A 23,644-nucleotide genomic window follows, 5' to 3' on the forward strand; every position below is an offset into this window, starting at 1 on the left:
GCTTAGGCGACCGTCAGGGCGGACACCACCAGATCGCAACTGCGCTGGGCATAAGCCGTCAGCACGATGCGGATCTGCGGCAGATCACGGGCAAGCACGGCGGCCAGCAAGCGCTCGAACAGTTCGAGGAACTCGCTCATCTCGGCCTTGCGCTGCTCGAGGGCGAGGAAGTAGGCGCGGCTCATCGCCGGTTGCAGGTTCTCGACGGTCTCTTGCAGGTACGGGTTGTTGGCAAACGGATAGGCCGCACGCATCACGGCGAAACTGTCATCGACGAAGGTACGGATGTCCTGACGCTCGTAGCTGGCGGTCAGGCGCTGCTGGATCTGCACGAACGGCGCCATGTCGGCCTGGTCTTGCCAGCCGTTGGCCACCGAGTTGCCGAGCAGGATGTACAGCTCGCTCATCAGCGTGCACAGGCTCTGCACCTTGTGCGCCGTCAACTCGGTGACGTGCGCGCCACGGCGCGGCAGGATCGCGATCAGGTGGCGGCGTTCGAGGATCAACAAGGCTTCGCGAACGGATCCGCGGCTGACATTGAGTGCCAGCGTGACCTTCTGTTCCTGGATGCGCTCTCCCGGCTTCATTTCGCCACGAATGATGCGTTCGGCGAGGTGGTGAGCAATTTGCTCGGCGAGGCTGTCCGGCGCCTTGAACGTCATGGTTGTCCTTCAAACTCTATCGATCTGCACAAGCGGCGCAGTGTAGCGCAAATGCACGGTCATGGCGGAGTGCCCACTCAGCGGTTTTTGGCACGAATCCCGCAAAAAAGCAGGGGATCCAATGAGGGTCAATACTGAATAGACACGTTGCTGATCGACGAAACGCATTTTCCTGACCTTTAAGTCAGAAAACCATTGACCGAAAAGTCAGACCTGCTAAATTCGGTTCACGTCGGTTAACAACAATAATGAGTCTGCGAGGCCTTCCGTGATCCAGTTTTTACTTAACCAGGAACTCCGTAGCGAGCACGCCCTGGACCCGAATCTGACCGTGCTCAATTACCTGCGTGAGCACGTCGGCAAATCCGGCACCAAAGAAGGATGCGCCAGCGGTGATTGCGGCGCTTGCACCGTGGTGGTCGGCGAGTTGCAAACGGATGATGCTGGCCGCGAACACATTCGTTATCGCAGCCTCAACTCGTGCCTGACGTTCGTTTCGTCGCTGCACGGCAAGCAACTGATCAGCGTCGAAGACCTCAAGCACCAAGGCGAACTGCACAGCGTGCAGAAAGCCATGGTCGAGTGCCACGGCTCACAGTGCGGTTTTTGCACGCCTGGGTTCGTCATGTCGTTGTTCGCCCTGCAAAAGAACAGCAATGCACCGGATCATGCCAAAGCCCACGAAGCACTGGCCGGCAACCTCTGCCGTTGCACCGGCTACCGGCCGATCCTCGCCGCTGCCGAACAATCGTGCTGTGGCAAGCAACCGGACCAGTTCGACGCCCGCGAAGCCGAAACCATCGCCCGCCTCAAAGCCATTGCCCCCACCGATATCGGCGAACTCAACAGCGGCGACAAGCGCTGCCTGGTGCCGCTGACCGTGTCCGATCTGGCCGACCTCTACGACGCCTACCCGCAAGCCCGACTGCTGGCCGGCGGCACCGATCTGGCGCTGGAAGTCACGCAGTTCCACCGCACCCTGCCGGTGATGATTTATGTCGGCAATGTCGCAGAAATGAAGCGCATCGAAACCTTCGACGACCGCATCGAAATCGGCGCCGCCACCGCCCTCTCCGACTGCTATGAAGCACTGAACGCCGAGTACCCGGACTTCGGCGAACTGCTGCACCGCTTCGCCTCTCTGCAAATCCGCAATCAGGGCACCCTCGGCGGCAACATCGGCAACGCCTCGCCCATCGGTGACTCACCGCCCCTGCTGATCGCCCTCGGTGCGCAGATCGTGCTGTGCAAAGGTGACACCCGGCGCACGTTGAATCTTGAGGACTACTTCATCGATTACCGCGTCACGGCGCGTCAGGAAAGCGAGTTCATCGAGAAGATCATCGTCCCGCGTGCCAGCGCCGAGCAGCTGTTCCGCGCCTACAAAGTGTCGAAACGTCTGGACGACGACATCTCTGCCGTCTGCGCCGCGTTCAACCTGCGCGTCGAAAACGGCGTGATCACTGACGCCCGCGTCGCCTTCGGCGGCATGGCGGCGATCCCGAAACGCGCCGCCCATTGCGAAGCCGTGTTGCTCGGCCAGCCGTTCAACAACGCCGTGGTCGAACGCGCCTGCGCCGCGCTGGCCGAGGACTTCACACCGCTCTCGGATTTCCGCGCCAGCAAGGAATATCGCCTGCTCAGCGCGCAGAACCTGCTGCGCAAATACTTCATCGAACTGCAAACACCGCACATCGAGACTCGGGTGACCGCTTATGTCTAACCATCACGCCGTAGAGAAGACCCAAGCTGAACTGGCTGAACTGTTCGCCAAAGACCTGACCACCGGTGTCGGCCGTAGCGTGAAACACGACAGCGCCGCCAAGCATGTGTCCGGTGAAGCGCAGTACATCGATGATCGCCTGGAATTCCCCAACCAGTTGCACCTGTACGCACGCCTGTCGGACCGCGCCCACGCGAAAATCATCAGCATCGACACCAAGCCTTGCTATGAATTCGAAGGCGTACGCATCGCCATCACCCACCAGGACGTGCCGGGCCTGAAAGACATCGGCCCGCTGATGCCGGGCGATCCGTTGTTGGCCATCGATGATGTACAGTTCGTCGGTCAACCGGTGCTGGCCGTCGCCGCGAAATATCTGGAAACCGCGCGCAAAGCGGCAATGGCCGCGATCATCGAATACGAAGACCTGGAGCCGGTGCTGGATGTGGTCGAAGCCCTGCGCAAACGCCACTTCGTGCTCGACAGCCACACCCACCAGCGCGGCGATTCGGCCGGTGCTTTGGCCACTGCCGAACACCGCATTCAAGGCACGCTGCACATCGGCGGCCAGGAACACTTTTACCTGGAGACGCAGATCTCCTCGGTAATGCCGACCGAAGACGGCGGCATGATCGTCTACTGCTCGACGCAGAACCCCACCGAAGTGCAGAAACTGGTCGCCGAAGTGCTCGACGTGTCGATGAACAAAATCGTCGTCGACATGCGTCGCATGGGCGGTGGTTTCGGTGGCAAGGAAACGCAAGCCGCGAGCCCGGCATGCCTGTGCGCGGTGGTCGCGCACCTCACCGGCCAGCCGACAAAGATGCGTCTGCCGCGCGTTGAAGACATGCTGATGACCGGCAAGCGTCACCCGTTCTACGTCGAGTACGACGTCGGCTTCGACAGCACCGGGCGCCTGCACGGGATCAACATGGACCTGGCCGGCAACTGCGGCTGCTCACCGGACTTGTCTGCCTCGATTGTTGACCGGGCGATGTTCCACTCGGACAACTCCTACTACCTGGGCGACGCGACCATCAACGGTCATCGCTGCAAGACCAACACCGCGTCGAACACCGCGTACCGGGGTTTCGGTGGCCCGCAAGGCATGGTTGCCATCGAAGAAGTGATGGATGCGATTGCCCGTCACTTGAACCTCGATCCGCTGGCCGTGCGCAAGGCCAACTACTACGGCAAGACCGAACGCAACGTCACGCACTACTACCAGACCGTCGAGCACAACATGCTCGAAGAAATGACCGCTGAACTGGAAGAAAGCAGCCAGTATCACGAACGCCGCGAAGCGATCCGTCGCTACAACGCCAACAGCCCGATCCTGAAAAAAGGCCTGGCGCTGACCCCGGTGAAATTCGGTATTTCCTTCACCGCCAGCTTCCTGAACCAGGCCGGTGCGCTGATCCACATCTACACCGACGGCAGCATCCACCTGAACCACGGCGGCACGGAGATGGGCCAGGGTTTGAACACCAAAGTCGCGCAGGTCGTGGCCGAAGTATTCCAGGTCGAAATCGATCGCGTGCAGATCACCGCAACCAACACCGACAAGGTGCCGAACACCTCGCCGACCGCTGCCTCCAGCGGTGCCGACCTCAACGGCAAGGCCGCGCAGAACGCCGCCGAGATCATCAAGCGACGCCTGATCGAATTCGCCGCACGCCAATACAAGGTCAGCGAAGAAGACGTCGAATTCCACAATGGCCATGTGCGTGTGCGCGACCACATCCTGACCTTCGAAGCGCTGATCCAGCAGGCGTATTTCAATCAGGTCTCGCTGTCGAGCACCGGGTTCTACAAGACCCCGAAAATCTACTATGACCGCAGCCAGGCCCGTGGCCGCCCGTTCTACTACTTCGCCTTCGGCGCGGCGTGCTGCGAAGTGATCGTTGACACCCTGACCGGCGAGTACAAGATGCTGCGCACCGACATCCTCCACGACGTCGGCGCCTCGCTGAACCCGTCCATCGACATAGGTCAGGTGGAAGGCGGTTTCGTCCAGGGCATGGGCTGGCTGACCATGGAAGAACTGGTCTGGAATAACAAAGGCAAGCTGATGACCAACGGCCCCGCCAGCTACAAGATCCCGGCCGTGGCGGACATGCCGCTGGACCTGCGGGTGAAACTGGTGGAAAACCGCAAGAACCCGGAAGACACCGTGTTCCACTCCAAGGCTGTGGGCGAGCCGCCGTTCATGCTCGGGATTGCCGCGTGGTGCGCGATCAAGGACGCCGTGGCGAGCCTCGGTGACTACAAGCATCAACCGAAAGTCGATGCACCGGCGACCCCTGAGCGGGTGCTGTGGGGGTGCGAGCAGATGCGCCAGCTCAAGACTGTGAAAGCGGTAGAAACAGAGACCGAGCTGGCTTCGCTCTAGACCGAGGCGCGCCATTCGCGAGCAAGCCCGCTCCCACAGGAAAATGCATTCCAAATGTGAGAGCGGGCTTGCTCGCGAAGACGACTGAACAGACAACACAGATGTCGAGGTGACTATGTACAACTGGATCGACGCCCTCGCCGACCTGCAGAACCAGGGCGAACCCTGCGTTCTGGTGACGATCATCGAAGAACTCGGCTCGACGCCACGCAATGCCGGCTCGAAGATGGTGATCAGCGCGAACCAGAGCTTCGACACCATCGGTGGCGGGCATCTGGAATACAAAGCCATGCAGATCGCCCGCGACATGCTCGCCAGCGGCAAGCAAGACACTCATCTGGAGCGCTTCAGCCTCGGCGCTAGCCTCGGCCAGTGCTGCGGCGGCGCCACCGTGTTGCTGTTCGAACCGATGGGCCAGGTACAGGCGCAGATCGCGGTGTTCGGCGCCGGCCACGTTGGCCGTGCTTTGGTGCCGTTGCTCGCCAGCCTGCCGTGCCGGGTGCGCTGGATCGACTCGCGGGAGGCGGAGTTCCCCGAACAGATTCCCCACGGCGTGCGTAAAATCGTCGCCGAAGAGCCCGTGGATGAAATCGATGACCTGCCCGCCGGCAGCTACTGCATCGTCATGACCCACAACCATCAGCTTGATCTGGAGCTGACCGCCGCAATCCTCAAGCGCAACGACTTCACCTGGTTCGGCCTGATCGGTTCGAAGACCAAACGGGTCAAGTTCGAACATCGCCTGCGTGATCGCGGTTTCGACCCCAGCGTCGTGCAACGCATGCGCTGCCCGATGGGCATCGGCGAAGTCAAAGGCAAACTGCCTGTGGAAATCGCCATCTCCATCGCCGGCGAAATCATCGCCACCTATAACGCCAATTTCGGCCAGCACAGCGCCAGCGCCGAGCCGATTGCCAAACTGCTGCCCGTATCGCGCCGCAGTCAGGCCACCAAACTCAAAGCCTCAAACTGATTAGAGAACCCTCATGCCTCTGACTCGCAAAGCCTACCGCGCCGCCATCCTGCACAGCATCGCCGACCCCGCCGAAGTCGGGATCGAAGCCTCCTACGAATATTTCGAGGACGGCCTGCTGGTGGTCGATGGCGGCAAGATCAGCGCCCTCGGCCACGCCAGCGAACTGCTGCCGACCCTGCCGGCAGACATCGAGATCACCCAGTATCAGGACGCGCTGATCACTTCGGGCTTCATCGACACTCACATCCACCTGCCGCAGACCGGCATGGTCGGTGCCTACGGCGAGCAACTGCTGGACTGGCTCAACACTTACACCTTCCCGTGCGAAAGCCAGTTCGGTGACAAAGCTCACGCCGATGATGTGGCCGATATCTTCATCAAGGAACTGCTGCGCAACGGCACCACCACCGCGCTGGTGTTCGGCAGCGTGCACCCGCAGTCAGTGAACTCTTTCTTCGAGGCGGCCGAGAAGCTTGACCTGCGCATGATCGCCGGCAAAGTGATGATGGATCGCAATGCGCCGGACTACCTGACCGACACCGCCGAATCGAGCTACGTCGAAAGCAAGGCACTGATCGAGCGCTGGCACGGCAAGGGTCGTCTGCACTATGCGGTCACGCCGCGTTTCGCCCCGACCAGTACCCCGGAACAGCTTGGGCTGGCGGGGCAACTGCTGACCGAATACCCCGAGCTGTACATGCAGACCCACATCAGCGAGAACCTCAAGGAAATCGAGTGGGTCAAGGAACTGTTCCCGGAGCGCAAGGGCTACCTGGACGTTTACGATCACTACAACTTGCTCGGCGAGCGCTCGGTATTCGCTCATGGCGTGCACCTGTGTGACGACGAATGCGCACGGCTGGCGCAAACCGGCTCGGCGATCTCGTTCTGCCCGACCTCGAACTTCTTCCTCGGCAGCGGCTTGTTCAACCTGCCGATGGCCGAGAAGCACAAGCTGAACGTCGGCCTCGGTACTGACGTCGGCGGCGGCACCAGTTTCTCGCTGCTGCAAACCCTGAACGAAGCCTACAAAGTGATGCAACTGCAAGGTGCGCGCTTGAGTCCGTTCAAGTCGCTGTACCTGGCGACCCTGGGCGGCGCGCGGGCACTGCGCCTGGAAGACAAGATCGGCAATCTGAAACCGGGCAGTGATGCCGACTTCCTGGTACTGGACTACAACGCCACGCCGTTGCTCAGCTATCGCTTGAAGCAGGCCAACAACATTGCCGAGACGTTGTTTGTGTTGATGACGCTGGGCGACGACCGGACGGTGCAGCAGACGTATGCGGCGGGTGCTTTGGTGCATCAGCGCTAAGTCTTTCAGGCATAAAAAATCCCCCGGAGGTGCTCACCCCGGGGGATTTTTATTGCCTGTCAGTACACCTTCGCGAGCAAGCCCGCTCCCACATTTGAAATGCATTCCCCTGTGGGAGCCTGCTCGCGAAGGGAGTGACTCGGTCTACTTTAGAGCTTGGCCGCAGGACGCCCCGGCTTCTTGGTCTGCAACAAATGCGAGAACACCGCATGCAGGTCATCCGACGCACTCTCCTCATCGAGGTTGAGCTTGCTGTCGATGTGGTCCATGTGGTGCATCATCAAGTCCACCGCCAGCTCAGCGTTGCGCGCTTCGATGGCGTCGATCAACTGGGTGTGCTCGTCGTAGGAGCAATGCGAGCGGTTGCCGCTTTCGTACTGGGCAATGATCAGCGAAGTCTGCGAAACCAGGCTGCGCTGAAAACTGATCAGCGGAGCATTCTTTGCCGCTTCGGCGAGTTTCAGGTGGAATTCACCCGAAAGACGAATACCGGCGCCGCGATCACCACGGGAGAAGCTGTCGCGCTCGTCATTGACCATCTGACGAAGTTCTGCGATCTGCTCGGCGGTGGCGTGTTGCACCGCCAGTTCAGTGATCGCACGCTCGACCAGACGCCGTGCCATGAACACCTGGCGGGCTTCTTCAACGCTCGGGCTGGCAACCACGGCGCCACGGTTGGGTCGCAACAGCACCACACCTTCATGGGCCAGACGCGACAGCGCGCGGCGAATTATGGTGCGGCTGACCCCGAAGATCTCCCCCAGCGCTTCTTCGCTCAACTTGGTGCCGGGCGCCAGACGCTGTTCGAGGATGGCCTCGAAGATATGCGCGTAGACAATATCGTCCTGGGTGCCGCTGCGGCCGGCTTTGCCTGCTCGCGGTTGTTTCTTGAGGGGTTGCAACTGTTCGTTCATGGGCACTCGAGTCGGGAGAACTGCGGCGAATAGACCGTGACTGTAATACGGCACAGTAGGTCGCTGGCAAGTATCGCGTAAAAAACAGCGCGATTGTACACAATGGATGGTGGCAACACGACTGTATGGCTGTTTGTGACCTCGGCTGTATTGCAACGATCCGTTACGTTTGAGTTTAGGCTTGTTCGCAGAATCCGCAGCCAGAACACAACTCCCACAGGGGTTCAGGGTAATTGCGCACATCTTCATCTGTATAAGGAACACCGCCGTCATGAACGACGCCACCTACACCCGGCTGCGCCCTCTCGCCGATACTTCGCCATCGGCTATCGTCGCCGGTTTTATCGCGATGATGACCGGCTACACCAGTTCACTGGTGCTGATGTTCCAGGCCGGGCAAGCGGCGGGTTTGAGCAGCGGGCAGATTTCCTCGTGGATCTGGGCGATTTCGATCGGCATGGCGGTGTGCTCGATCGGTCTGTCGCTGCGCTATCGCACGCCCATCACCATCGCCTGGTCGACGCCCGGTGCGGCGCTGCTGATCACCAGCCTTGGCGGTGTCACCTATGGCGAGGCCATTGGCGCCTACATCACCTGCGCGGTGCTGGTGACGATTTGCGGCCTGACCGGCAGCTTCGAACGCCTGGTGAAAAAGATCCCGGCATCACTGGCGGCGGCGTTGCTGGCGGGGATTCTGTTCAAGATCGGCAGCGAAATCTTCGTCGCCGCGCAACACCGCACCGGGCTGGTGCTGGGGATGTTCTTCACCTATCTAGTGGTCAAGCGCCTGTCGCCACGTTACGCGGTGCTCGCCGCGCTGCTGATCGGCACCGCGCTGTCGGGCTTCATGGGCCTGCTGGATTTCAGCGGTTTCCATCTGGAAGTGGCGACGCCGGTGTGGACCACGCCGCACTTCTCGCTCGCGGCGACCATCAGCATCGGCATCCCGCTGTTCGTGGTGGCGATGACCTCGCAGAACATGCCCGGCATCGCCGTGCTACGCGCCGACGGCTACACCGTCCCGGCCTCGCCACTGATCACCACCACCGGCATCGCCTCGCTGCTGCTGGCGCCGTTCGGTTCCCACGGCATCAACCTCGCGGCCATCAGCGCGGCGATCTGCACCGGGCCGCACGCCCATGAGGATCGCAACAAGCGTTATACCGCCGCAGTCTGGTGCGGAATTTTCTACGGGATTGCCGGCGTATTCGGCGCCACATTGGCGGCGTTGTTTGCGGCACTACCCAAAGAATTGGTGCTGTCGATTGCTGCGCTGGCACTGTTTGGCTCGATCATCAACGGGCTGAGCATCGCCATGAGCGAAGTGAAGGAACGTGAAGCGGCGCTGATCACCTTTATGGTCACGGCGTCGGGGCTGACGCTGTTTTCCATCGGTTCGGCGTTTTGGGGGATTGTGGCGGGGGTGGTGACCTTGCTGATCCTCAACGGGCGCAAAACCCAGGCATAAAAAAACGGCGACCCGAAGGTCGCCGTTTTTTTCAGTATCACTTAGCCGCGTTGATCGGCTTTTCCGGATACCAAACGTCCAGCAGCGGGCTGACGGTCATACCGGTCAGTTCGCTACGGTTTTTCAGCCAGGCTTCAACAGCAGCGCGCTGCTCTTCGTTGACCGAGCCACGCTTCTGCAGGCATACCAGACCGAAGTCGTCGCCGCCAACATAACCCAGACCGTTGGCTTCCATGGCTTCTTTGATGAAGGCTTCTAGGAACGCGTCAATGGCTTCTTCGGACAAGTCTTCTTTGAAGTCCAGGTTCAGTTCGAAACCCAGCTCTTGAAATTCATCAACGCACAGTTTTTTGCGCAGACGCTGGGAACGGTTAGTCGCCATTGGAACAATCCTCTTAAGTAATAACGGCCGGCACTTTACCAGTTTAAAACGTCAATTGCCCGCCTCTGTGGACACAGCGCCCGACCGCCTGTAAAAAAATAAGCCGTTGGCCGCCTCCAGCACGGCACAAGCGGTAACACCTTGGGGCATAATGCCGACACTTTCATGACCACTGAGGGCTTTTTCATCCATGTCCTCGCCTTTTTTCCCCTCTTCTGCAGGGTTTTATTTCATATGATCAAATCGTTGCGTCCTCTATTTCTCGCCGGCCTTCTTCTGCCATTGGCCCTGCCTGTTTCTGCTGCCACGATCAATACCGCCCTCACCCCCAACGTCGAAAAAGCGCTCAAGGCCAGCAAGTTGCAGCCCAGCGCTTTGTCGCTGGTGATGGTGCCGCTCGACGGCCCGGGTACCCCGACCGTGTTCAACGCTGACGTATCGGTCAACCCGGCCTCGACCATGAAGCTGGTCACGACTTACGCGGCGCTGGAAATGCTCGGCCCCAACCATCAATGGAAAACCGAGTTCTACACCGACGGCGACCTGAGCGGCGGCATCCTCAATGGCAACCTGTACCTCAAGGGCGGCGGCGATCCCAAGCTGAACATGGAAAAACTCTGGCTGCTGATGCGCGACTTGCGCGCCAACGGCGTGACCCAGATCACTGGTGATCTGGTGCTGGACCGCAACTTCTTCGTGCAGCCGCAACTGCCGGAATTCAACGATGACGGCAACGATCAGAACAAGCCGTTTCTGGTCAAGCCCGATTCGCTGCTGGTCAACCTCAAGGCCTTGCGCTTCGTGGCGCGCAATGACGGTGGCCGGGTGCTGATCTCGGTGGAACCGCCGATTGCCAGCATCCACATCGAAAACACCGTCAAAGCCCTCAATTCCAAGCAATGCACCGGCGGTGTGCGTTACAACCCGGTGCCGCAGGCTGATGGCAGCGTGACCGTGACCGTCGCCGGCCAATTGGGTGACGGTTGCAGCTCGCAGACTTACCTGTCGCTGCTCGACCATGCGACTTACACCGCCGGCGCCGTTCGGGCGATCTGGAAAGAACTGGGTGGCAGCATTCAGGGCAAGAATCGTCTGGCGTCCACCCCAAGCAACGCCAAACTGCTGGCCCGCGCTTATTCGCCGGACCTGGCGGAAATCATCCGCGACATCAATAAATACAGTAACAACACCATGGCCCAGCAACTGTTCCTAAGCTTGGGCCAGAAGTACCGTAACGACGCCGACGGTGACGATGCCAAAGCCGCTCAGCGCGTGGTGCGTCAGTGGCTGGCAAAGAAAGGCATTACCGCGCCGCACCTGGTGATGGAGAACGGCTCTGGTCTGTCCCGTGCCGAACGGGTCAGCGCCCGTGAAATGGCGAACATGCTACAAGCGGCCTGGCATAGCCCGTACGCCGCCGAGTACATCAGCTCGCTGCCGATCGCCGGTACCGACGGCACCATGCGTAAACGTCTGAAGACCACCGCCATGCGCGGCGAAGCCCACATCAAGACCGGCACTCTGAACACTGTGCGGGCGATTGCCGGCTTCAGCCGCGACGTCAACGGCAACACCTGGGCGGTGGTGGCGATCCTCAACGACAAAGCGCCGTTTGGTGCGTCGTCGGTGCTGGATCAGGTGCTGCTGGATCTGTATCGCCAGCCGAAAACGGCGCAGACCGCTTCCGTGCTGTAAGCACACTGCCGAACCTGTGGGCGCAGGCTTGCCCGCGAAGACGTCAGTTCAGCCAGAACGCTATTGACTGACATTGCGCCTTCACGAGCAAGCCCGCTCCCGCTGGGGATTAGCGCCCACAGGTTTAATTCATCTGCCGCTCGACACGATCCCGTCCGCCCTGCTTCGCCGCGTAAACCCCTGAATCCGCGCGCAGCAATAGCGAATCAGCCCCCTCTCCCGGTCGCCAACTGGCGATACCGAAACTCGCGGTGACCACGCCAACCACATCCACCGGCGCGCTGCGAAGGCCCTGCCACAACTTCACGGCCAACCTGTACGCGTGTTCACCGTCGATGTCCGGACACAGCACCATGAACTCCTCACCACCCAAGCGGCAAAACACATCCGTACGCCGCAACCGGTGGCCAATACGCTCGCACACGGCTTGCAGCACCCGATCACCCACCGCGTGACCATACTGGTCGTTGATGCGCTTGAAATGATCGATGTCGAGCATGATCACCGACAGCTCACCCCCACCCCGCTCAACCCGAGCCATTTCGCTGGTCAGTCGTTCCTGGAAGTAGCGACGGTTGTGAATGCCGGTCAACGAATCTGTCACCGACAGTGCTCGCAGTTCCTCCTGCACTCGCTTGAGGTCGGAAATGTCTGAAATGTAGCCGTGCCACAGCACGCCCCCGCCCGGCAGCTCTTCGGGCGTCGCTTCACCGCGAACCCAGCGCACGCCGCGCTCGGGTAACTGCACGCGGTACTCCTCGCGCCATGGGCTGAGGTTTTCAGCCGACGCACGAATCGATTTGCGCACGCGGGTGATGTCCTGCGGGTGAATGCGAGAAAAGACCGCCTCGGCGTCGAGCAACAGCACGTCCGGCTCAAGTTCGTAGATTTCCCGGATGCCGTCGCTGGCGTAGATCACGCTGAAACGCCCACCGAACTCCATTTTGAATTGATAGATGCCGCCCGGGACATGGGCACTGAGCTTCTTTAACAACACGTCCCGCGCCGCCAGTGCCTCGTGCACCCGCTTGCGTTCGGTGATGTCGATGCAGATCGCCAGATGCCCGACCCAAAGGCCTTGCTCATCGAGAACCGGTGTTGCGAGCATGTTCACCGGCAAATGACTGCCGTCGTGGCGTACCAGCGTCCATTCACGCGCTTCGTGACCGCCCACTTCTCCCCCCTCGACCAACATCGCCTGACAGGTCGGAATGGTCTTGCCATAGCGCGCGCTCAACTCGGCAGAGCGCGCCGTCAACTCACGCGTAAGGTGCAGGTTTTCCAGGGTCATGTGGCCGACGACATCGGCGCTGCTGTAGCCCAGCATCTGTTCCGCACCCGGGTTGAAAGTGTTGATCACGCCGCGCAAATCAGTGGCGATAATCGCTACTTGCGTGGCGGCATTCAGCACGCCACGCAACTGGCCGTGGGCGCCGCGCAGCTCCTGCTCGCGGGCATGCAGTTCCCGGGTGCGTTGCTCGACCAGGCGCAGGGCTCGTTGACGCTGACTGACCAGTACGTAGAGCAAGGCACTGAGCAAAAGACTGAGCATCGCCCCCAGTACCACCAGGCTGCTGATGGAGGAGTGATTGGCCTGCAGGAACGCTTCGCTGGGCTGCATTTCAACCTGATAGTCGTGGTCAGCCAGGCGCAACAGCCGGGTCGATTCCAGATCGCTCGCCCCGGGTTTGTTCGCCGATTCGTACAGCACCTCGTGTTGCTCGGCGGTGGAGAGGTCGAGAATGCGCACCGTCAGGAAATCATGGTTTTCTTCAGGCAACCCGTCCGCGAGCAACTGACGCATGCTGATCACCGCCATGACGTAGCCTTGCGGCATTGCGCCCGGCGCGCCTGCGCGGTTGACCGGCGCCAGCAGCAATACTCCCCGCGCATAGGCCGGCTCGATGCTGACCAGATGCAACGGTTGCGAGACGGCCATACGGCCGGTGTGATCGGCGCGCTCCAGCGTTGCACGGCGCAGCGGCTGCGCCAGCAGGTCATAACCCAACGGGGCCGGCAAGCGACTCTGGGTCTGGGTGTAGAGCACCGGCACGTACTCGGCGCGATCCCCCGCCACTTGCAACTGGCCGTCGGCGCTCAGTTCGCGAAAGGTAAAGGTGCTCAAGCCCTCGTCACGGACCGCCTGCTCCAGCGCAAGTCGCTGTGCACGCGGCACGCGAGGGGCATAGGAATAGGCTTGAGTGCGCAACAGCAGGGGCTTGGCATAACCATCGAACTCGGCGCGGGACACCGATTGGGAGTTGACGAAGAAGCGGCGCAAGCCGTCCAGGCGCTGTTCCTGATCCTGAAAGCGCTCTTCGATGCGGCTGTAGCGTTCATTGGCCAGCAGTTGAAAACGCTGATGCAATTGTTGCTGCAACTGATTGAGGGTCGCCCAGGCGAGCAGCCCCGTGAGAATCCCGCCGGCGAGCAATACCAGCATCGCGACCAGCCAGGCCGAGACGTCTTCGCTGATAAAACCCAGAATCTTCGGGCGCACGGGGTGCAACGACATAAGGGCCACTCACTACGCCACTATTGCGGAAAACGCCATTGGCCATGAGTGAGTTATAGCTATTAGCCACTAATTTGGCTAGCACTGAGAGAATCCAAGAGCCTTTAAAAATCAAGGCTCTGTGGATCCAATCTTTCCAAGCGTCAACGAGCCGTGATTTTCCAGGCGCGGTGAATCTTGGTGTTACGGGCGAAATCCGGATCAAGGGTCTGCGCGCTGATTTCCTCGACCGCATAACGCTCGGTCAAATTCTCCTCCAACTCGAACTTGCGGAAGTTGTTGGAGAAGTACAGCACGCCCCCCGGCGCCAGGCGAGCCATGGCCAGGTCGATCAACTGCACCTGATCACGCTGCACGTCGAAAATCCCTTCCATGCGCTTGGAGTTGGAGAAAGTCGGTGGATCGATGAAGATCAGGTCGTACTCGTCCCGGCAGTTCTCCAGCCACGCCATCACATCGCCCTGCTCCAGACGGTTCTTGTCCGAGTAGCCGTTCAGCGACAGGTTACGGCGCGCCCAATCGAGGTAAGTCTTCGACAGGTCAACGCTGGTGGTGCTGCGTGCACCGCCCTTGGCCGCGTGGACGCTGGCCGTCGCGGTGTAGCAGAACAGATTGAGGAAGCGCTTGCCGGCAGCCTCTTTCTGAATGCGCATGCGGATCGGCCGGTGGTCGAGGAACAGGCCGGTGTCGAGGTAGTCGGTGAGGTTGACCAGCAACTTCACGCCGCCCTCGCTGACTTCGTTGAACTTGCCCTGTGCGCTCTGGCGCTCGTACTGCTTGGTGCCGCTCTGGCGTTCGCGGCGCTTGACCACCACGCGGTTCTTGTCGACGTTCAGCGCCTGCGGAATCGCCGCCAGGGCATCGAACATGCGGGCCGAGGCCTTTTCCGGGTCGATGGACTTCGGCGCCGCGTATTCCTGGACATGCACCCAATCGTGGTACAGGTCGATGGCCATCGAATACTCAGGCATGTCGGCATCGTAGACGCGGTAGCAATCAATGCCTTCGCGCTTGACCCACTTGCTCATGGCCTTGAGGTTTTTTTGCAGACGGTTGGCAAACATCTGCCCGCCTTCGCTCAAGCGCGGCTGCTCGATCACTGGTGCTGGGGCTGGCGTCGGTTTGATCGGATTGCCGTTCTTGTTGAATTTGCGCTCTTGTGGCTCGTCCGGGGTTTGATCGTAAGCGGCTTGCTCACGCTCGGCCTGACGCTGTTCCGGTGTGCGACGCTCACCGGTGACAAACTGATCCGGCAGCACTTTGATCAACAGCAGCTTGCACGGCAGCGCACCGTTCCAGAACGAATACTGCTTGTGGCTGCGAATGCCCATGCGCTTGCCCAGATCCGGCGCGCCGGTGAACACCGCCGCTTCCCAGTTCAGGCAGGCCTGACGCAGGCGCTCGCCGAGGTTCTGGTAGAGGTAAAGCAGGCTGGCTTCGTCACCCAGACGCTCGCCGTACGGCGGGTTGCAGATCACCAGACCTTTCTGGTTCTGATCCGGACGCGGCTCGAACGTCGCGACTTCGCCCTGGTAGATCTTGATCCACTCGCTTAAACCCGCACGTTCAACGTTGTTGCGGCCCGGTTGAATCAGGCGCGGGTCCGCTTCGTAACCGCGAATCCACAGCGGCGTCTTGGCCAGACCGGCAGCGGCACGCTGGGAAGCTTCTTCGTGGAGTTTCTTCCACAGCGCCGGGACGTGACCGAGCCACGCGGTGAAGCCCCACTGCTCACGACGCAGGTTCGGCGCCATATCGGCGGCGATCATGCCGGCTTCGACGAGGAACGTACCGACACCGCACATCGGGTCAGCCAGCGCGCCGCCTTCAGCCGCAATGCGCGGCCAACCGGAACGGATCAGAATCGCCGCCGCGAGGTTTTCCTTCAACGGCGCCGCGCCCTGCTGCAAGCGATAGCCGCGCTGGTGCAGGCTGTGGCCGGAAAGGTCGAGGGACAGAATGGCTTCGCCGCGATCCAGACGCAGGTGAATGCGCAGATCCGGGTTCAGCTTGTCGATGCTCGGGCGATCGCCCTGCGGGGTACGCAGTTTGTCGACAATGGCGTCTTTGACTTTCAAGGCGCCGAAGTGGGTGTTGTCGATACCCGAGCCGTGTCCACTGAATTCAACGGCCAGGGTGCCGTCGCTGAGCATGTGGTCCTGCCACTCGACGTCGAGCACGCCGTGGTACAGGTCTTCAGCGTCTTTCATCGGAAAACGCTTGAGCACCAGCAGCACACGGTTAGCCAGACGCGACCAGAGGCACAGGCGATAAGCGGTTTCCATGGTCGCCATGCCACGCACGGCGGACGTGTGCTCGCGGGCGTCTTCAAGGCCAAGCCCGACGGCTTCCTCGATGAGCAGGCCTTCAAGGCCTTTGGGGCAAGTGAGGAAGAGTTCGAAACGATCGGACATGGTTTTTCCAGAGCCTTTGGCTAGTGAATCGGCAACGCATTGCCGATCCGGTTTTCAATCAGGCGCTTTTCTAAAAGAACGCCCGCGTGGCACGAAGGTGTGCCATTCCATCCCCGCTGCTCGGGTTAAAAGAGCTTAGATGCAAGGACAGATAAAAACGTGGTGAAACAAATTGCCGTAAAACGACCCTTCGTCGAATAGTACCTGACGCTAAACGTGGGTCATTCTCACTAAAGAATTAACCCCATCATCCAGCGCGGAGCCGATCATACCGGGGTTTGCCTAAAGAACACCCATGAAACCCGTCGGTACTTATGGCAATAGCACTATTTTTGTTACGTGCTTATGACAAAACGATCATTCCATCGGTGTGACTCATTGGTTAGAACTGAGCACAGGTTGACGTTGAAACGGCGTCAACACCTTGGCTCGCCACGCCGGCAGCGAGCCGCCAACGGCAGGAGTTTTCTGCCAGACCTCGATTGAGGTCAACGCGTCAAGAACAGTCAACAAGTGAGGGAAACACCCTATGAGAAGACTTAAGCGTGATCCGTTGGAAAGAGCATTTTTGCGCGGATATCAATATGGCGTTGGTGGAAAATCCCGTGAGCTTTGCCCATTTACTCTACCGTCGGTACGCCAAGCCTGGATCAACGGCTGGCGAGAAGGACGCGGCGACAACTGGGACGGTATGACCGGCACTGCGGGAATCCACAGACTCAACGAACTTCACGCCGTCGGCTGACACAGGGCATTTACTCCGACACGACAATCTGAATGTTTAACGCATTAACCACGCACGTCCTTCCCGGACGGCGGGCTGCGGCCCAGGGGCTCCTTCGAGGAGCCCTTTTTTATGCCTGAATGATCATTTTTTGTGCTGGACCACATAACCTGCGAAATCAGCGCAGGGCAGCGATGGCGTCGACCGACTCACGAATCAACGCCGGGCCTTTATAGATGAAGCCAGAATAAATCTGCACCAGGCTCGCACCGGCCGTGATCTTCTCAGCCGCATGTTTGCCTTGCGTGATACCGCCAGCGGCAATGATCGGCAAACGACCACCCAACTCACCCGCCAGCACCTTCACCGTGTGCGTGCTCTTGTCTCGCACCGGCGCGCCCGACAGACCACCCGCCTCATCACCATGCTCCATGCCTTCAACACCCACACGGCTCAGGGTGGTATTGGTCGCAATCACCGCGTCCATCCCGGTTTCGATCAACGCTTGCGCGACCTGCGCAGTTTCTTCGTCAGTCATGTCCGGAGCGATCTTGATCGCCAGCGGCACATGTTTGCCATGACGCAACGCCAGTTCGGCGCGGCGCGTGGCCAGGTCGGCCAGCAACTGTTTGAGCGAATCACCGAACTGCAAACTGCGCAGACCCGGGGTGTTCGGCGAGCTGACGTTGACCGTGATGTAACTGGCGTGGGCGTAGACTTTGTCCAGGCAGATCAGATAATCGTCCACGGCACGCTCGACCGGGGTGTCGAAGTTCTTGCCAATGTTGATGCCCAGCACGCCTTTGTATTTGGCCGCTGCGACGCGCGCCAGCAGGTTATCGACACCGAGGTTGTTGAAGCCCATGCGATTGATGATCGCCTCGGCTTCCGGCAGGCGGAAAATCCGTGGTTTCGGGTTGCCTGGCTGTGGGCGTGGAGTCACGGTGCCGATTTCGACAAAACCGAAACCCAGTTGCGCGAAGCCGTCGATGGCCGCGCCGTTCTTGTCCAGACCGGCCGCCAGACCCACCGGGTTCGGGAACTCCAGCCCCATGACCGTCACCGGCATCTTCGCCGGTGCCTTGCACAGCAAGCCATTGAGGCCCAAACGCCCACCCGCGCCGATCAGATCCAGCGACAGATCGTGGGAGGTTTCCGGGGAAAGTTTGAACAACAGCTGACGGGCCAGGGAATACATGGGCGGCGATGACTCGGGCGGCGAAAAGAGGCGGCGATTATAGCCGTGCATCGACCTGCCGCGCGAGGCGCACACGCAAATCGTGGTGACTGGCATATGCCTTGCACTTTCATCGTCATCAGCTCACAGGCCAACGGCGGCGTGCGGGCAATGACAATGGCGTCGTCCTCGGGTTTTGCCTGCGCAAAGCCTGGGACGGCGTTTTTTTTGAAGGCGGCTTTTGCAGGTGCACTCGATGAATGAACCCTCCGTCGGGCCGCTGGCCTGGGTCAACGGCAGTGATGCCCCGGAAAAAAGCGCAATCAACCTGGGTTTCATGGCCCTGAGCGATTGCGCCTCCGTGGTCGTCGCTGCCACTCAGGGCTTTGCCCAACCTTATGGGCTGACCCTGAACCTGAAACGCCAGACGTCGTGGGCCAATTTGCGCGACAAACTGGTCAGCGGCGAACTCGACGCCGCCCACAGCCTCTACGGGCTGATTTACGCGGTGCACCTGGGCATCGGCGGTGTTGCTTCGACCGACATGGCAGTGCTGATGGGCCTGAATCAGAACGGCCAAAGTCTCAACCTGTCCCACGGTCTGCAAAACCTCGGCGTGACCAGTCCTGAAGCACTGGATCGTCATGCGCACCAAAGCCGCGCAAAACTGACCTTCGCCCAGACGTTCCCCACCGGCACTCACGCGATGTGGCTTTATTACTGGCTGGCGAGCCAGGGCATTCATCCGTTGCAGGATGTTGAGAGCGTGGTGGTGCCGCCACCGCAAATGGTCGCGCACCTGCAAGCCGGGCGCATCGATGGTTTTTGCGTCGGGGAGCCGTGGGCAGCCAGCGCGGTACAGCAGGATCTTGGTTTTACATTGGCCACCAGCCAGACCATCTGGCCCGATCACCCGGAGAAGGTTCTCGGCTGCACCCGTGCCTTTGTCGAGCAATACCCCAACACCGCGCGGGCGTTGGTGATGGCGATCCTTGAAGCCAGTCGTTTTATCGAACAAAGCCCGCAGAATCGCCGCAGCACTGCGCAGTTGCTCAGCGCGCCGCAATACCTGGACGCGCCGACGTCGTGTATCGAACCGCGCTTTCTCGGTGACTATGCCGACGGCTTGGGCAATCGCTGGCAAGATCCTCACGGCTTGCGCTTTCACGGCAAGGGCGAAGTCAATTTGCCGTACCTGTCCGACGGCATGTGGTTCATGACTCAGTTCCGCCGCTGGGGGTTGCTGCGCGAAGATCCGGATTACCTCGCCGTCGCCCGCCAGGTTCAACAACTCGACATCTACCGTGAAGCCGCGACCGCCGTGGGCGTTGCCGCGTGGGCTACGGACATGCGCAGCAGCGAGTTGCTCGACGGCAAAGTCTGGGACGGCAGCGACCCGGCCGGTTACGCCCGCAGTTTCAAGCTGCACGCTCTGAGCGACGACGCTCCTCTTCTCGCCCGACGCTGACAGGAGACCGTGAACATGTTGCGTATTCTGCTGATCAACGACACGGCGAAAAAAGTCGGACGTCTGAAGACCGCGCTGACCGAGGCGGGTTTCGAGGTAATCGACGAGTCCGGCCTGACCATCGATCTGCCCGCGCGCGTCGAAACAGTGCGCCCGGACGTGATTCTGATCGATACCGAGTCACCCAGTCGCGATGTCATGGAGCAAGTGGTACTGGTCAGCCGCGACCAGCCAAGGCCGATTGTGATGTTCACCGACGAACATGACCCCAGCGTGATGCGTCAGGCGATCAAGTCCGGGGTCAGTGCCTACATCGTCGAAGGTATTCACGCACAACGGTTGCAGCCGATTCTTGATGTGGCCATGGCCCGCTTCGAGAGCGATCAGGCCTTGCGCGCGCAACTTCAGGCCCGCGACCAGCAACTGGCAGAACGCAAGCGCATCGAACTGGCCAAGGGTTTGTTGATGAAGATGAAGGACTGCAACGAGGAAGAGGCCTACACCCTGATGCGCCGCCAGGCCATGAGCCGCCAGCAGAAGCTGATTCAGGTGGCGGAGCAGATCATTGCCATGAGTGAGTTGCTGGGCTGAAACCGATATCGCGAGCGGGCGTACCTTGATCTCAACCTGTTGGCACAAATCTGGCTAGGCATTCAACACAGGTAACCAACGGCGGTTGCCCCACCCTCGACAAAGACGTCGCTCACCCGTTCGCCCCTCCCGGCGAGTCAGGTAGCGGCGTTTTTTCGTTTTGGCCCCACAGACCGGGGTCGGTGGTGCGGCCGTGGCGGCGCCCCACCTGCTGTGCATGACTCCTTTCGAGACTCTTTTCAGCTGAGGTGCGCGATGAATTCAAGCTTCTGGAAATCCGGCCATACCCCGACCCTGTTCGCAGCCTTCCTCTATTTCGACCTGAGCTTCATGGTCTGGTACCTGCTCGGCCCGTTGGCGGTGCAGATCGCCGGCGACCTGCACCTGACCACTCAACAACGCGGCCTCGTCGTCGCCACACCGATCCTCGCTGGCGCCGTACTGCGCTTTGTGATGGGCATGCTCGCCGATCGCCTGTCACCAAAAACTGCCGGAATGATCGGCCAGGTCATCGTGATCTGTGCACTGTTCGGCGCCTGGAAACTTGGCATTCATAGCTACGAACAGGCGTTGATACTGGGCCTGTTCCTCGGTATGGCCGGCGCGTCGTTTGCCGTGGCCCTGCCATTGGCGTCGCAGTGGTATCCGCCGCAGCATCAGGGCAAAGCCATGGGCATTGCCGGTGCGGGTAACTCCGGCACCGTGTTCGCGGCACTGATCGCCCCGGTACTGGCTGCATCCTTCGGCTGGAGCAACGTCTTCGGTTTCGCCCTTATTCCGTTGATCCTGACACTGGTGCTGTTCACCTTGCTGGCGAAAAACGCCCCCCAGCGGCCAAAACCCAAAGCCATGGCTGACTACTTCAAAGCCCTTGGCGACCGTGACAGTTGGTGGTTCATGTTTTTCTACAGCGTCACCTTCGGTGGTTTCATCGGCCTGGCGAGCGCCCTGCCCGGCTACTTCAACGATCAGTACGGTTTGAGCCCGGTGACCGCCGGTTACTACACCGCGGCCTGTGTGTTCGGTGGCAGTTTGATGCGGCCACTGGGCGGCGCCCTGGCTGATCGTTTCGGCGGCATCCGCACCTTGCTGGCGATGTACACCGTCGCGGCTATTTGCATCGCGGTTGTTGGTTTCAACCTGCCAAGTTCCTACGCGGCGCTGGCGCTTTTCGTCTGCACCATGCTCGGTTTAGGGGCAGGCAATGGTGCGGTTTTCCAACTGGTCCCCCAGCGTTTTCGCCTGGAAATCGGCGTCATGACCGGGCTGATCGGCATGGCCGGCGGTATCGGCGGTTTTGCGTTGGCGGCGGGCATGGGTGCGATCAAACAGAGCACCGGCAGCTATCAATTGGCGCTGTGGTTGTTCGCCAGTCTTGGCGTGCTGGCGTGGTTTGGTCTGCACGGGGTCAAGCGTCGCTGGAGAACCACCTGGGGGTCGGCGGCGGTGACGGCGGCGCGGGTCTGAAGAGTCCATGGCCCTGCAACTGAGTTTTGCCCAGGCCAGTGCCACCGGCCCGCGCGCGGAGAATCAGGACGCCTTGCGTCTGGTCACGCCCGCTCCGGCGCTGGCAGCGAGCAAAGGTTATCTGTTCGCCATCGCCGACGGTGTCAGCCAATGCGCCGATGGCGGACTCGCTGCACGCTCGACCTTGCAGGCCCTGGCGCTCGACTATTACGCCACACCGCAAACCTGGGGCGTGGCGCAGGCACTTGAGCGCTTGCTGATTGCGCAGAATCGTTGGTTGCAAGCCAACGGCGGTGGGCAACCGCTGCTCACCACAGTCAGCGCTTTGGTCATGCGTGGCCAGCGCTTTACCCTCGCCCATGTCGGCGATTGCCGGGTCTATCGCTGGCAGGCCGACCGCTTGCAGCGCATCTCCCAGGATCACGTCTGGGAGCAGCCGGGCATGCAACACGTACTCAAGCGTGCGCTGGGGCTGGATCAGCATCTGGTGCTGGATTTCCTTGATGGTGAGCTGCGCGCGGGCGAGTGTTTCGTGCTGCTCAGCGATGGCGTGTGGTCGACCCTGAGCGATACCGCGATTGCGGCCATTCTGCGCGACCAGCCGGATCTCGACAGCGCCGTACAGACGCTGGTCAACGCCGCGCACCTGGCGGGCAGTCAGGACAACGCCAGTGCTTTGCTGGTGCGGGTCGATGCCGTCGGTGAGGCGAGCATCGGTGACGCATTGATTCATTTGCAGCAATGGCCACTGCCGCCGCCGTTGAAAAACGGGCAGATGTTCGAAGGCTGGCAGGTGCAAGGCGTTGTCGGCAAGAGCCAGCAATCGCTGCTCTATCGAGTCATTGATGGGCAAGGTCGGCGCTGGTTGCTGAAAACCCTGCCGACGCGTCTGGCCGATGATCCCCAGGCCGGGCAGGCCTTGCTCTCGGAAGAATGGTTCCTCAAACGTGTCGCCGGCAGACATTTTCCCGAAATCCATGCCGGCCATCAGCGCCAGCATTTGTACTACGTGATGCGGGAATATGCCGGGACGACGCTGGCGCAGTTGTTTCAACAAAACGCTCCACTGCCCCTGGCGCAATGGCAAGACATTGCCGAGCGCTTGTTGCGGACGGTGGGGCTGCTGCATCGGCGGCAGATCCTGCACCGCGACATCAAGCCGGAGAATCTGCATCTGGGCGACGACGGGGAGTTGCGGCTGCTGGATTTCGGTCTGGCGTATTGTCCGGGGCTTTCGCAGGACACGCCTGCCACATTGCCCGGCACACCGAGCTACCTCGCCCCGGAAGCCTTTCGCGGCGACCCACCGAGTGCGCAACAGGATCTGTACGCGGTAGGCGTGACGCTCTATTTTCTGCTGACGGGGCACTTTCCCTATGGCGAGGTCGAAGCCTTCCAGCGGCCACGATTCGGCGTGCCGGTGAGTGCCGGTCGCTACCGCCCGGACGTACCGGAATGGGTCGCACAAAGCCTGGAGCGCGGTGTGGCTGGCGACCCGCAACAACGATTTGAAACAGCGCAAGAATGGTTATTGGTGTTGGAACAAGGGGAACGACGCAGCCTCAGCGTGCGGCCCAGGCCTTTATTGGAGCGTGAGCCTTTGAAGGTCTGGCGGACGATGGCGTTGCTGGCCTTGTTGGGGAATCTGGTGCTGCTGGTTTTGTTGTTTCACAGTTGAGACCGCGAAAGCGTCGGCCAGGCCAGCGCAAATTCATCAGCCAAACGCTCCACGAACGAGCAACCCGCCTCGATTCGGTGCAA

18 protein-coding genes are annotated in these 23,644 nt (G+C 60.6%); 11 read left to right on the forward strand and 7 right to left on the reverse strand.

The genetic code is table 11. The annotated features are described in order from the left end of the window. Window positions 1–2: 2 nt before the first annotated feature. Window positions 3–662, reverse strand: a complete 660-nt coding sequence (locus AACY11_RS02625) for a GntR family transcriptional regulator (RefSeq protein WP_339432456.1) — start codon at window positions 660–662, stop codon at window positions 3–5. 268 nt (window positions 663–930) lie between these two features. On the opposite strand from AACY11_RS02625, the gene xdhA reads away from it, so the two are divergent. The 4 genes from xdhA (at window position 931) to guaD (ending at window position 7,068) form a co-directional block, all read left to right on the forward strand. After that, entirely contained in the window at window positions 931–2,385 is a 1,455-nt protein-coding gene (gene xdhA / locus AACY11_RS02630) for a xanthine dehydrogenase small subunit (protein WP_339432457.1), read from the forward strand. Further along, window positions 2,378–4,777: a xanthine dehydrogenase molybdopterin binding subunit gene (gene xdhB / locus AACY11_RS02635; protein ID WP_339493817.1), complete on the forward strand. Its 2,400-nt coding sequence runs from the start codon at window positions 2,378–2,380 to the stop codon at window positions 4,775–4,777. Before xdhA ends, xdhB begins: the two co-directional genes overlap by 8 nt. Before the next feature lie 115 nt (window positions 4,778–4,892). Continuing rightward, on the forward strand, window positions 4,893–5,750 hold the full coding sequence (gene xdhC / locus AACY11_RS02640) for a xanthine dehydrogenase accessory protein XdhC (RefSeq protein WP_339432459.1): 858 nt from the start codon (window positions 4,893–4,895) through the stop codon (window positions 5,748–5,750). Window positions 5,751–5,763: 13 nt separating this feature from the next. Next, on the forward strand, window positions 5,764–7,068 hold the full coding sequence (gene guaD, locus AACY11_RS02645; RefSeq protein WP_339432460.1) for a guanine deaminase: 1,305 nt from the start codon (window positions 5,764–5,766) through the stop codon (window positions 7,066–7,068). Between the two features lie 149 nt (window positions 7,069–7,217). Here guaD and AACY11_RS02650 read toward each other — a convergent pair whose 3' ends face one another. Next, window positions 7,218–7,982 carry a GntR family transcriptional regulator gene (locus AACY11_RS02650; protein WP_008146364.1) on the reverse strand — a complete coding sequence of 255 codons (765 nt, stop codon included), beginning with the start codon at window positions 7,980–7,982 and terminating at the stop codon, window positions 7,218–7,220. A 271-nt stretch (window positions 7,983–8,253) separates the two neighbouring features. Here AACY11_RS02650 and AACY11_RS02655 point away from each other — a divergent pair, with 271 nt between their 5' ends. Continuing rightward, window positions 8,254–9,450, forward strand: coding sequence for a benzoate/H(+) symporter BenE family transporter (locus tag AACY11_RS02655; RefSeq protein ID WP_339432461.1), 1,197 nt, complete (start codon window positions 8,254–8,256; stop codon window positions 9,448–9,450). Between the two features lie 37 nt (window positions 9,451–9,487). Here AACY11_RS02655 and AACY11_RS02660 read toward each other — a convergent pair whose 3' ends face one another. Then, window positions 9,488–9,832 (reverse strand): YggL family protein, encoded by a 345-nt coding sequence (locus AACY11_RS02660; protein WP_003223308.1) that lies wholly within the window; start codon window positions 9,830–9,832, stop codon window positions 9,488–9,490. Between the two features lie 51 nt (window positions 9,833–9,883). Next, window positions 9,884–10,024, reverse strand: a complete 141-nt coding sequence (locus tag AACY11_RS02665; RefSeq protein ID WP_339432462.1) for a hypothetical protein — start codon at window positions 10,022–10,024, stop codon at window positions 9,884–9,886. Between the two features lie 42 nt (window positions 10,025–10,066). Between AACY11_RS02665 and dacB the strand changes: the two genes are divergently transcribed. Continuing rightward, complete coding sequence (gene dacB / locus AACY11_RS02670) at window positions 10,067–11,527, forward strand: D-alanyl-D-alanine carboxypeptidase/D-alanyl-D-alanine endopeptidase (RefSeq protein ID WP_339432463.1); 1,461 nt, start codon at window positions 10,067–10,069, stop codon at window positions 11,525–11,527. Window positions 11,528–11,651: 124 nt separating this feature from the next. Here dacB and AACY11_RS02675 read toward each other — a convergent pair whose 3' ends face one another. Together AACY11_RS02675 and rlmKL are read right to left on the reverse strand one after the other, a co-directional pair. Continuing rightward, window positions 11,652–14,042 carry a sensor domain-containing diguanylate cyclase gene (locus AACY11_RS02675; RefSeq protein ID WP_339493818.1) on the reverse strand — a complete coding sequence of 797 codons (2,391 nt, stop codon included), beginning with the start codon at window positions 14,040–14,042 and terminating at the stop codon, window positions 11,652–11,654. Between the two features lie 143 nt (window positions 14,043–14,185). Further along, window positions 14,186–16,456, reverse strand: a complete 2,271-nt coding sequence (gene rlmKL / locus AACY11_RS02680; RefSeq protein ID WP_339432465.1) for a bifunctional 23S rRNA (guanine(2069)-N(7))-methyltransferase RlmK/23S rRNA (guanine(2445)-N(2))-methyltransferase RlmL — start codon at window positions 16,454–16,456, stop codon at window positions 14,186–14,188. A 529-nt stretch (window positions 16,457–16,985) separates the two neighbouring features. Between rlmKL and rmf the strand changes: the two genes are divergently transcribed. Next, window positions 16,986–17,201 carry a ribosome modulation factor gene (gene rmf, locus AACY11_RS02685; RefSeq protein WP_003223300.1) on the forward strand — a complete coding sequence of 72 codons (216 nt, stop codon included), beginning with the start codon at window positions 16,986–16,988 and terminating at the stop codon, window positions 17,199–17,201. Between the two features lie 157 nt (window positions 17,202–17,358). Here the strand turns inward: rmf and AACY11_RS02690 are convergent, their stop codons facing one another. Then, complete coding sequence (locus tag AACY11_RS02690) at window positions 17,359–18,378, reverse strand: quinone-dependent dihydroorotate dehydrogenase (protein ID WP_339432466.1); 1,020 nt, start codon at window positions 18,376–18,378, stop codon at window positions 17,359–17,361. A gap of 235 nt (window positions 18,379–18,613) precedes the next feature. Between AACY11_RS02690 and AACY11_RS02695 the strand changes: the two genes are divergently transcribed. The 4 genes from AACY11_RS02695 (at window position 18,614) to AACY11_RS02710 (ending at window position 23,561) form a co-directional block, all read left to right on the forward strand. After that, window positions 18,614–19,825 carry a CmpA/NrtA family ABC transporter substrate-binding protein gene (locus tag AACY11_RS02695; RefSeq protein ID WP_339493819.1) on the forward strand — a complete coding sequence of 404 codons (1,212 nt, stop codon included), beginning with the start codon at window positions 18,614–18,616 and terminating at the stop codon, window positions 19,823–19,825. A gap of 15 nt (window positions 19,826–19,840) precedes the next feature. After that, complete coding sequence (locus AACY11_RS02700; protein ID WP_339432468.1) at window positions 19,841–20,416, forward strand: ANTAR domain-containing response regulator; 576 nt, start codon at window positions 19,841–19,843, stop codon at window positions 20,414–20,416. A 255-nt stretch (window positions 20,417–20,671) separates the two neighbouring features. Further along, the gene (locus AACY11_RS02705) at window positions 20,672–21,883 is read left to right on the forward strand and encodes a nitrate/nitrite transporter (RefSeq protein WP_339432469.1); all 1,212 of its coding nucleotides are present in this window, start codon (window positions 20,672–20,674) and stop codon (window positions 21,881–21,883) included. Between the two features lie 7 nt (window positions 21,884–21,890). Continuing rightward, window positions 21,891–23,561 carry a bifunctional protein-serine/threonine kinase/phosphatase gene (locus AACY11_RS02710; protein WP_339432470.1) on the forward strand — a complete coding sequence of 557 codons (1,671 nt, stop codon included), beginning with the start codon at window positions 21,891–21,893 and terminating at the stop codon, window positions 23,559–23,561. Window positions 23,562–23,644: the final 83 nt, after the last annotated feature.

Origin of the sequence: Pseudomonas sp. RA_105y_Pfl2_P56 (assembly GCF_963970845.1) — a bacterium.
In the GTDB taxonomy this organism is placed as follows: Bacteria; Pseudomonadota; Gammaproteobacteria; order Pseudomonadales; family Pseudomonadaceae; genus Aquipseudomonas; species Aquipseudomonas baetica_A.

Coding starts and splice junctions, on each gene's coding strand:
- rmf (WP_003223300.1), top strand. CDS start 16,986: ATGAGAAGACTTAAGCGTGATCCGTTGGAAAGAGCATTTTTGCGCGGA.
- AACY11_RS02625 (WP_339432456.1), bottom strand. CDS start 662: ATGACGTTCAAGGCGCCGGACAGCCTCGCCGAGCAAATTGCTCACCAC.
- AACY11_RS02690 (WP_339432466.1), bottom strand. CDS start 18,378: ATGTATTCCCTGGCCCGTCAGCTGTTGTTCAAACTTTCCCCGGAAACC.
- rlmKL (WP_339432465.1), bottom strand. CDS start 16,456: ATGTCCGATCGTTTCGAACTCTTCCTCACTTGCCCCAAAGGCCTTGAA.
- AACY11_RS02655 (WP_339432461.1), top strand. CDS start 8,254: ATGAACGACGCCACCTACACCCGGCTGCGCCCTCTCGCCGATACTTCG.
- AACY11_RS02705 (WP_339432469.1), top strand. CDS start 20,672: ATGAATTCAAGCTTCTGGAAATCCGGCCATACCCCGACCCTGTTCGCA.
- AACY11_RS02695 (WP_339493819.1), top strand. CDS start 18,614: ATGAATGAACCCTCCGTCGGGCCGCTGGCCTGGGTCAACGGCAGTGAT.
- AACY11_RS02675 (WP_339493818.1), bottom strand. CDS start 14,042: ATGTCGTTGCACCCCGTGCGCCCGAAGATTCTGGGTTTTATCAGCGAA.
- AACY11_RS02710 (WP_339432470.1), top strand. CDS start 21,891: ATGGCCCTGCAACTGAGTTTTGCCCAGGCCAGTGCCACCGGCCCGCGC.
- AACY11_RS02665 (WP_339432462.1), bottom strand. CDS start 10,024: ATGGATGAAAAAGCCCTCAGTGGTCATGAAAGTGTCGGCATTATGCCC.
- xdhB (WP_339493817.1), top strand. CDS start 2,378: ATGTCTAACCATCACGCCGTAGAGAAGACCCAAGCTGAACTGGCTGAA.
- guaD (WP_339432460.1), top strand. CDS start 5,764: ATGCCTCTGACTCGCAAAGCCTACCGCGCCGCCATCCTGCACAGCATC.
- AACY11_RS02700 (WP_339432468.1), top strand. CDS start 19,841: ATGTTGCGTATTCTGCTGATCAACGACACGGCGAAAAAAGTCGGACGT.
- AACY11_RS02660 (WP_003223308.1), bottom strand. CDS start 9,832: ATGGCGACTAACCGTTCCCAGCGTCTGCGCAAAAAACTGTGCGTTGAT.
- xdhC (WP_339432459.1), top strand. CDS start 4,893: ATGTACAACTGGATCGACGCCCTCGCCGACCTGCAGAACCAGGGCGAA.
- dacB (WP_339432463.1), top strand. CDS start 10,067: ATGATCAAATCGTTGCGTCCTCTATTTCTCGCCGGCCTTCTTCTGCCA.
- AACY11_RS02650 (WP_008146364.1), bottom strand. CDS start 7,982: ATGAACGAACAGTTGCAACCCCTCAAGAAACAACCGCGAGCAGGCAAA.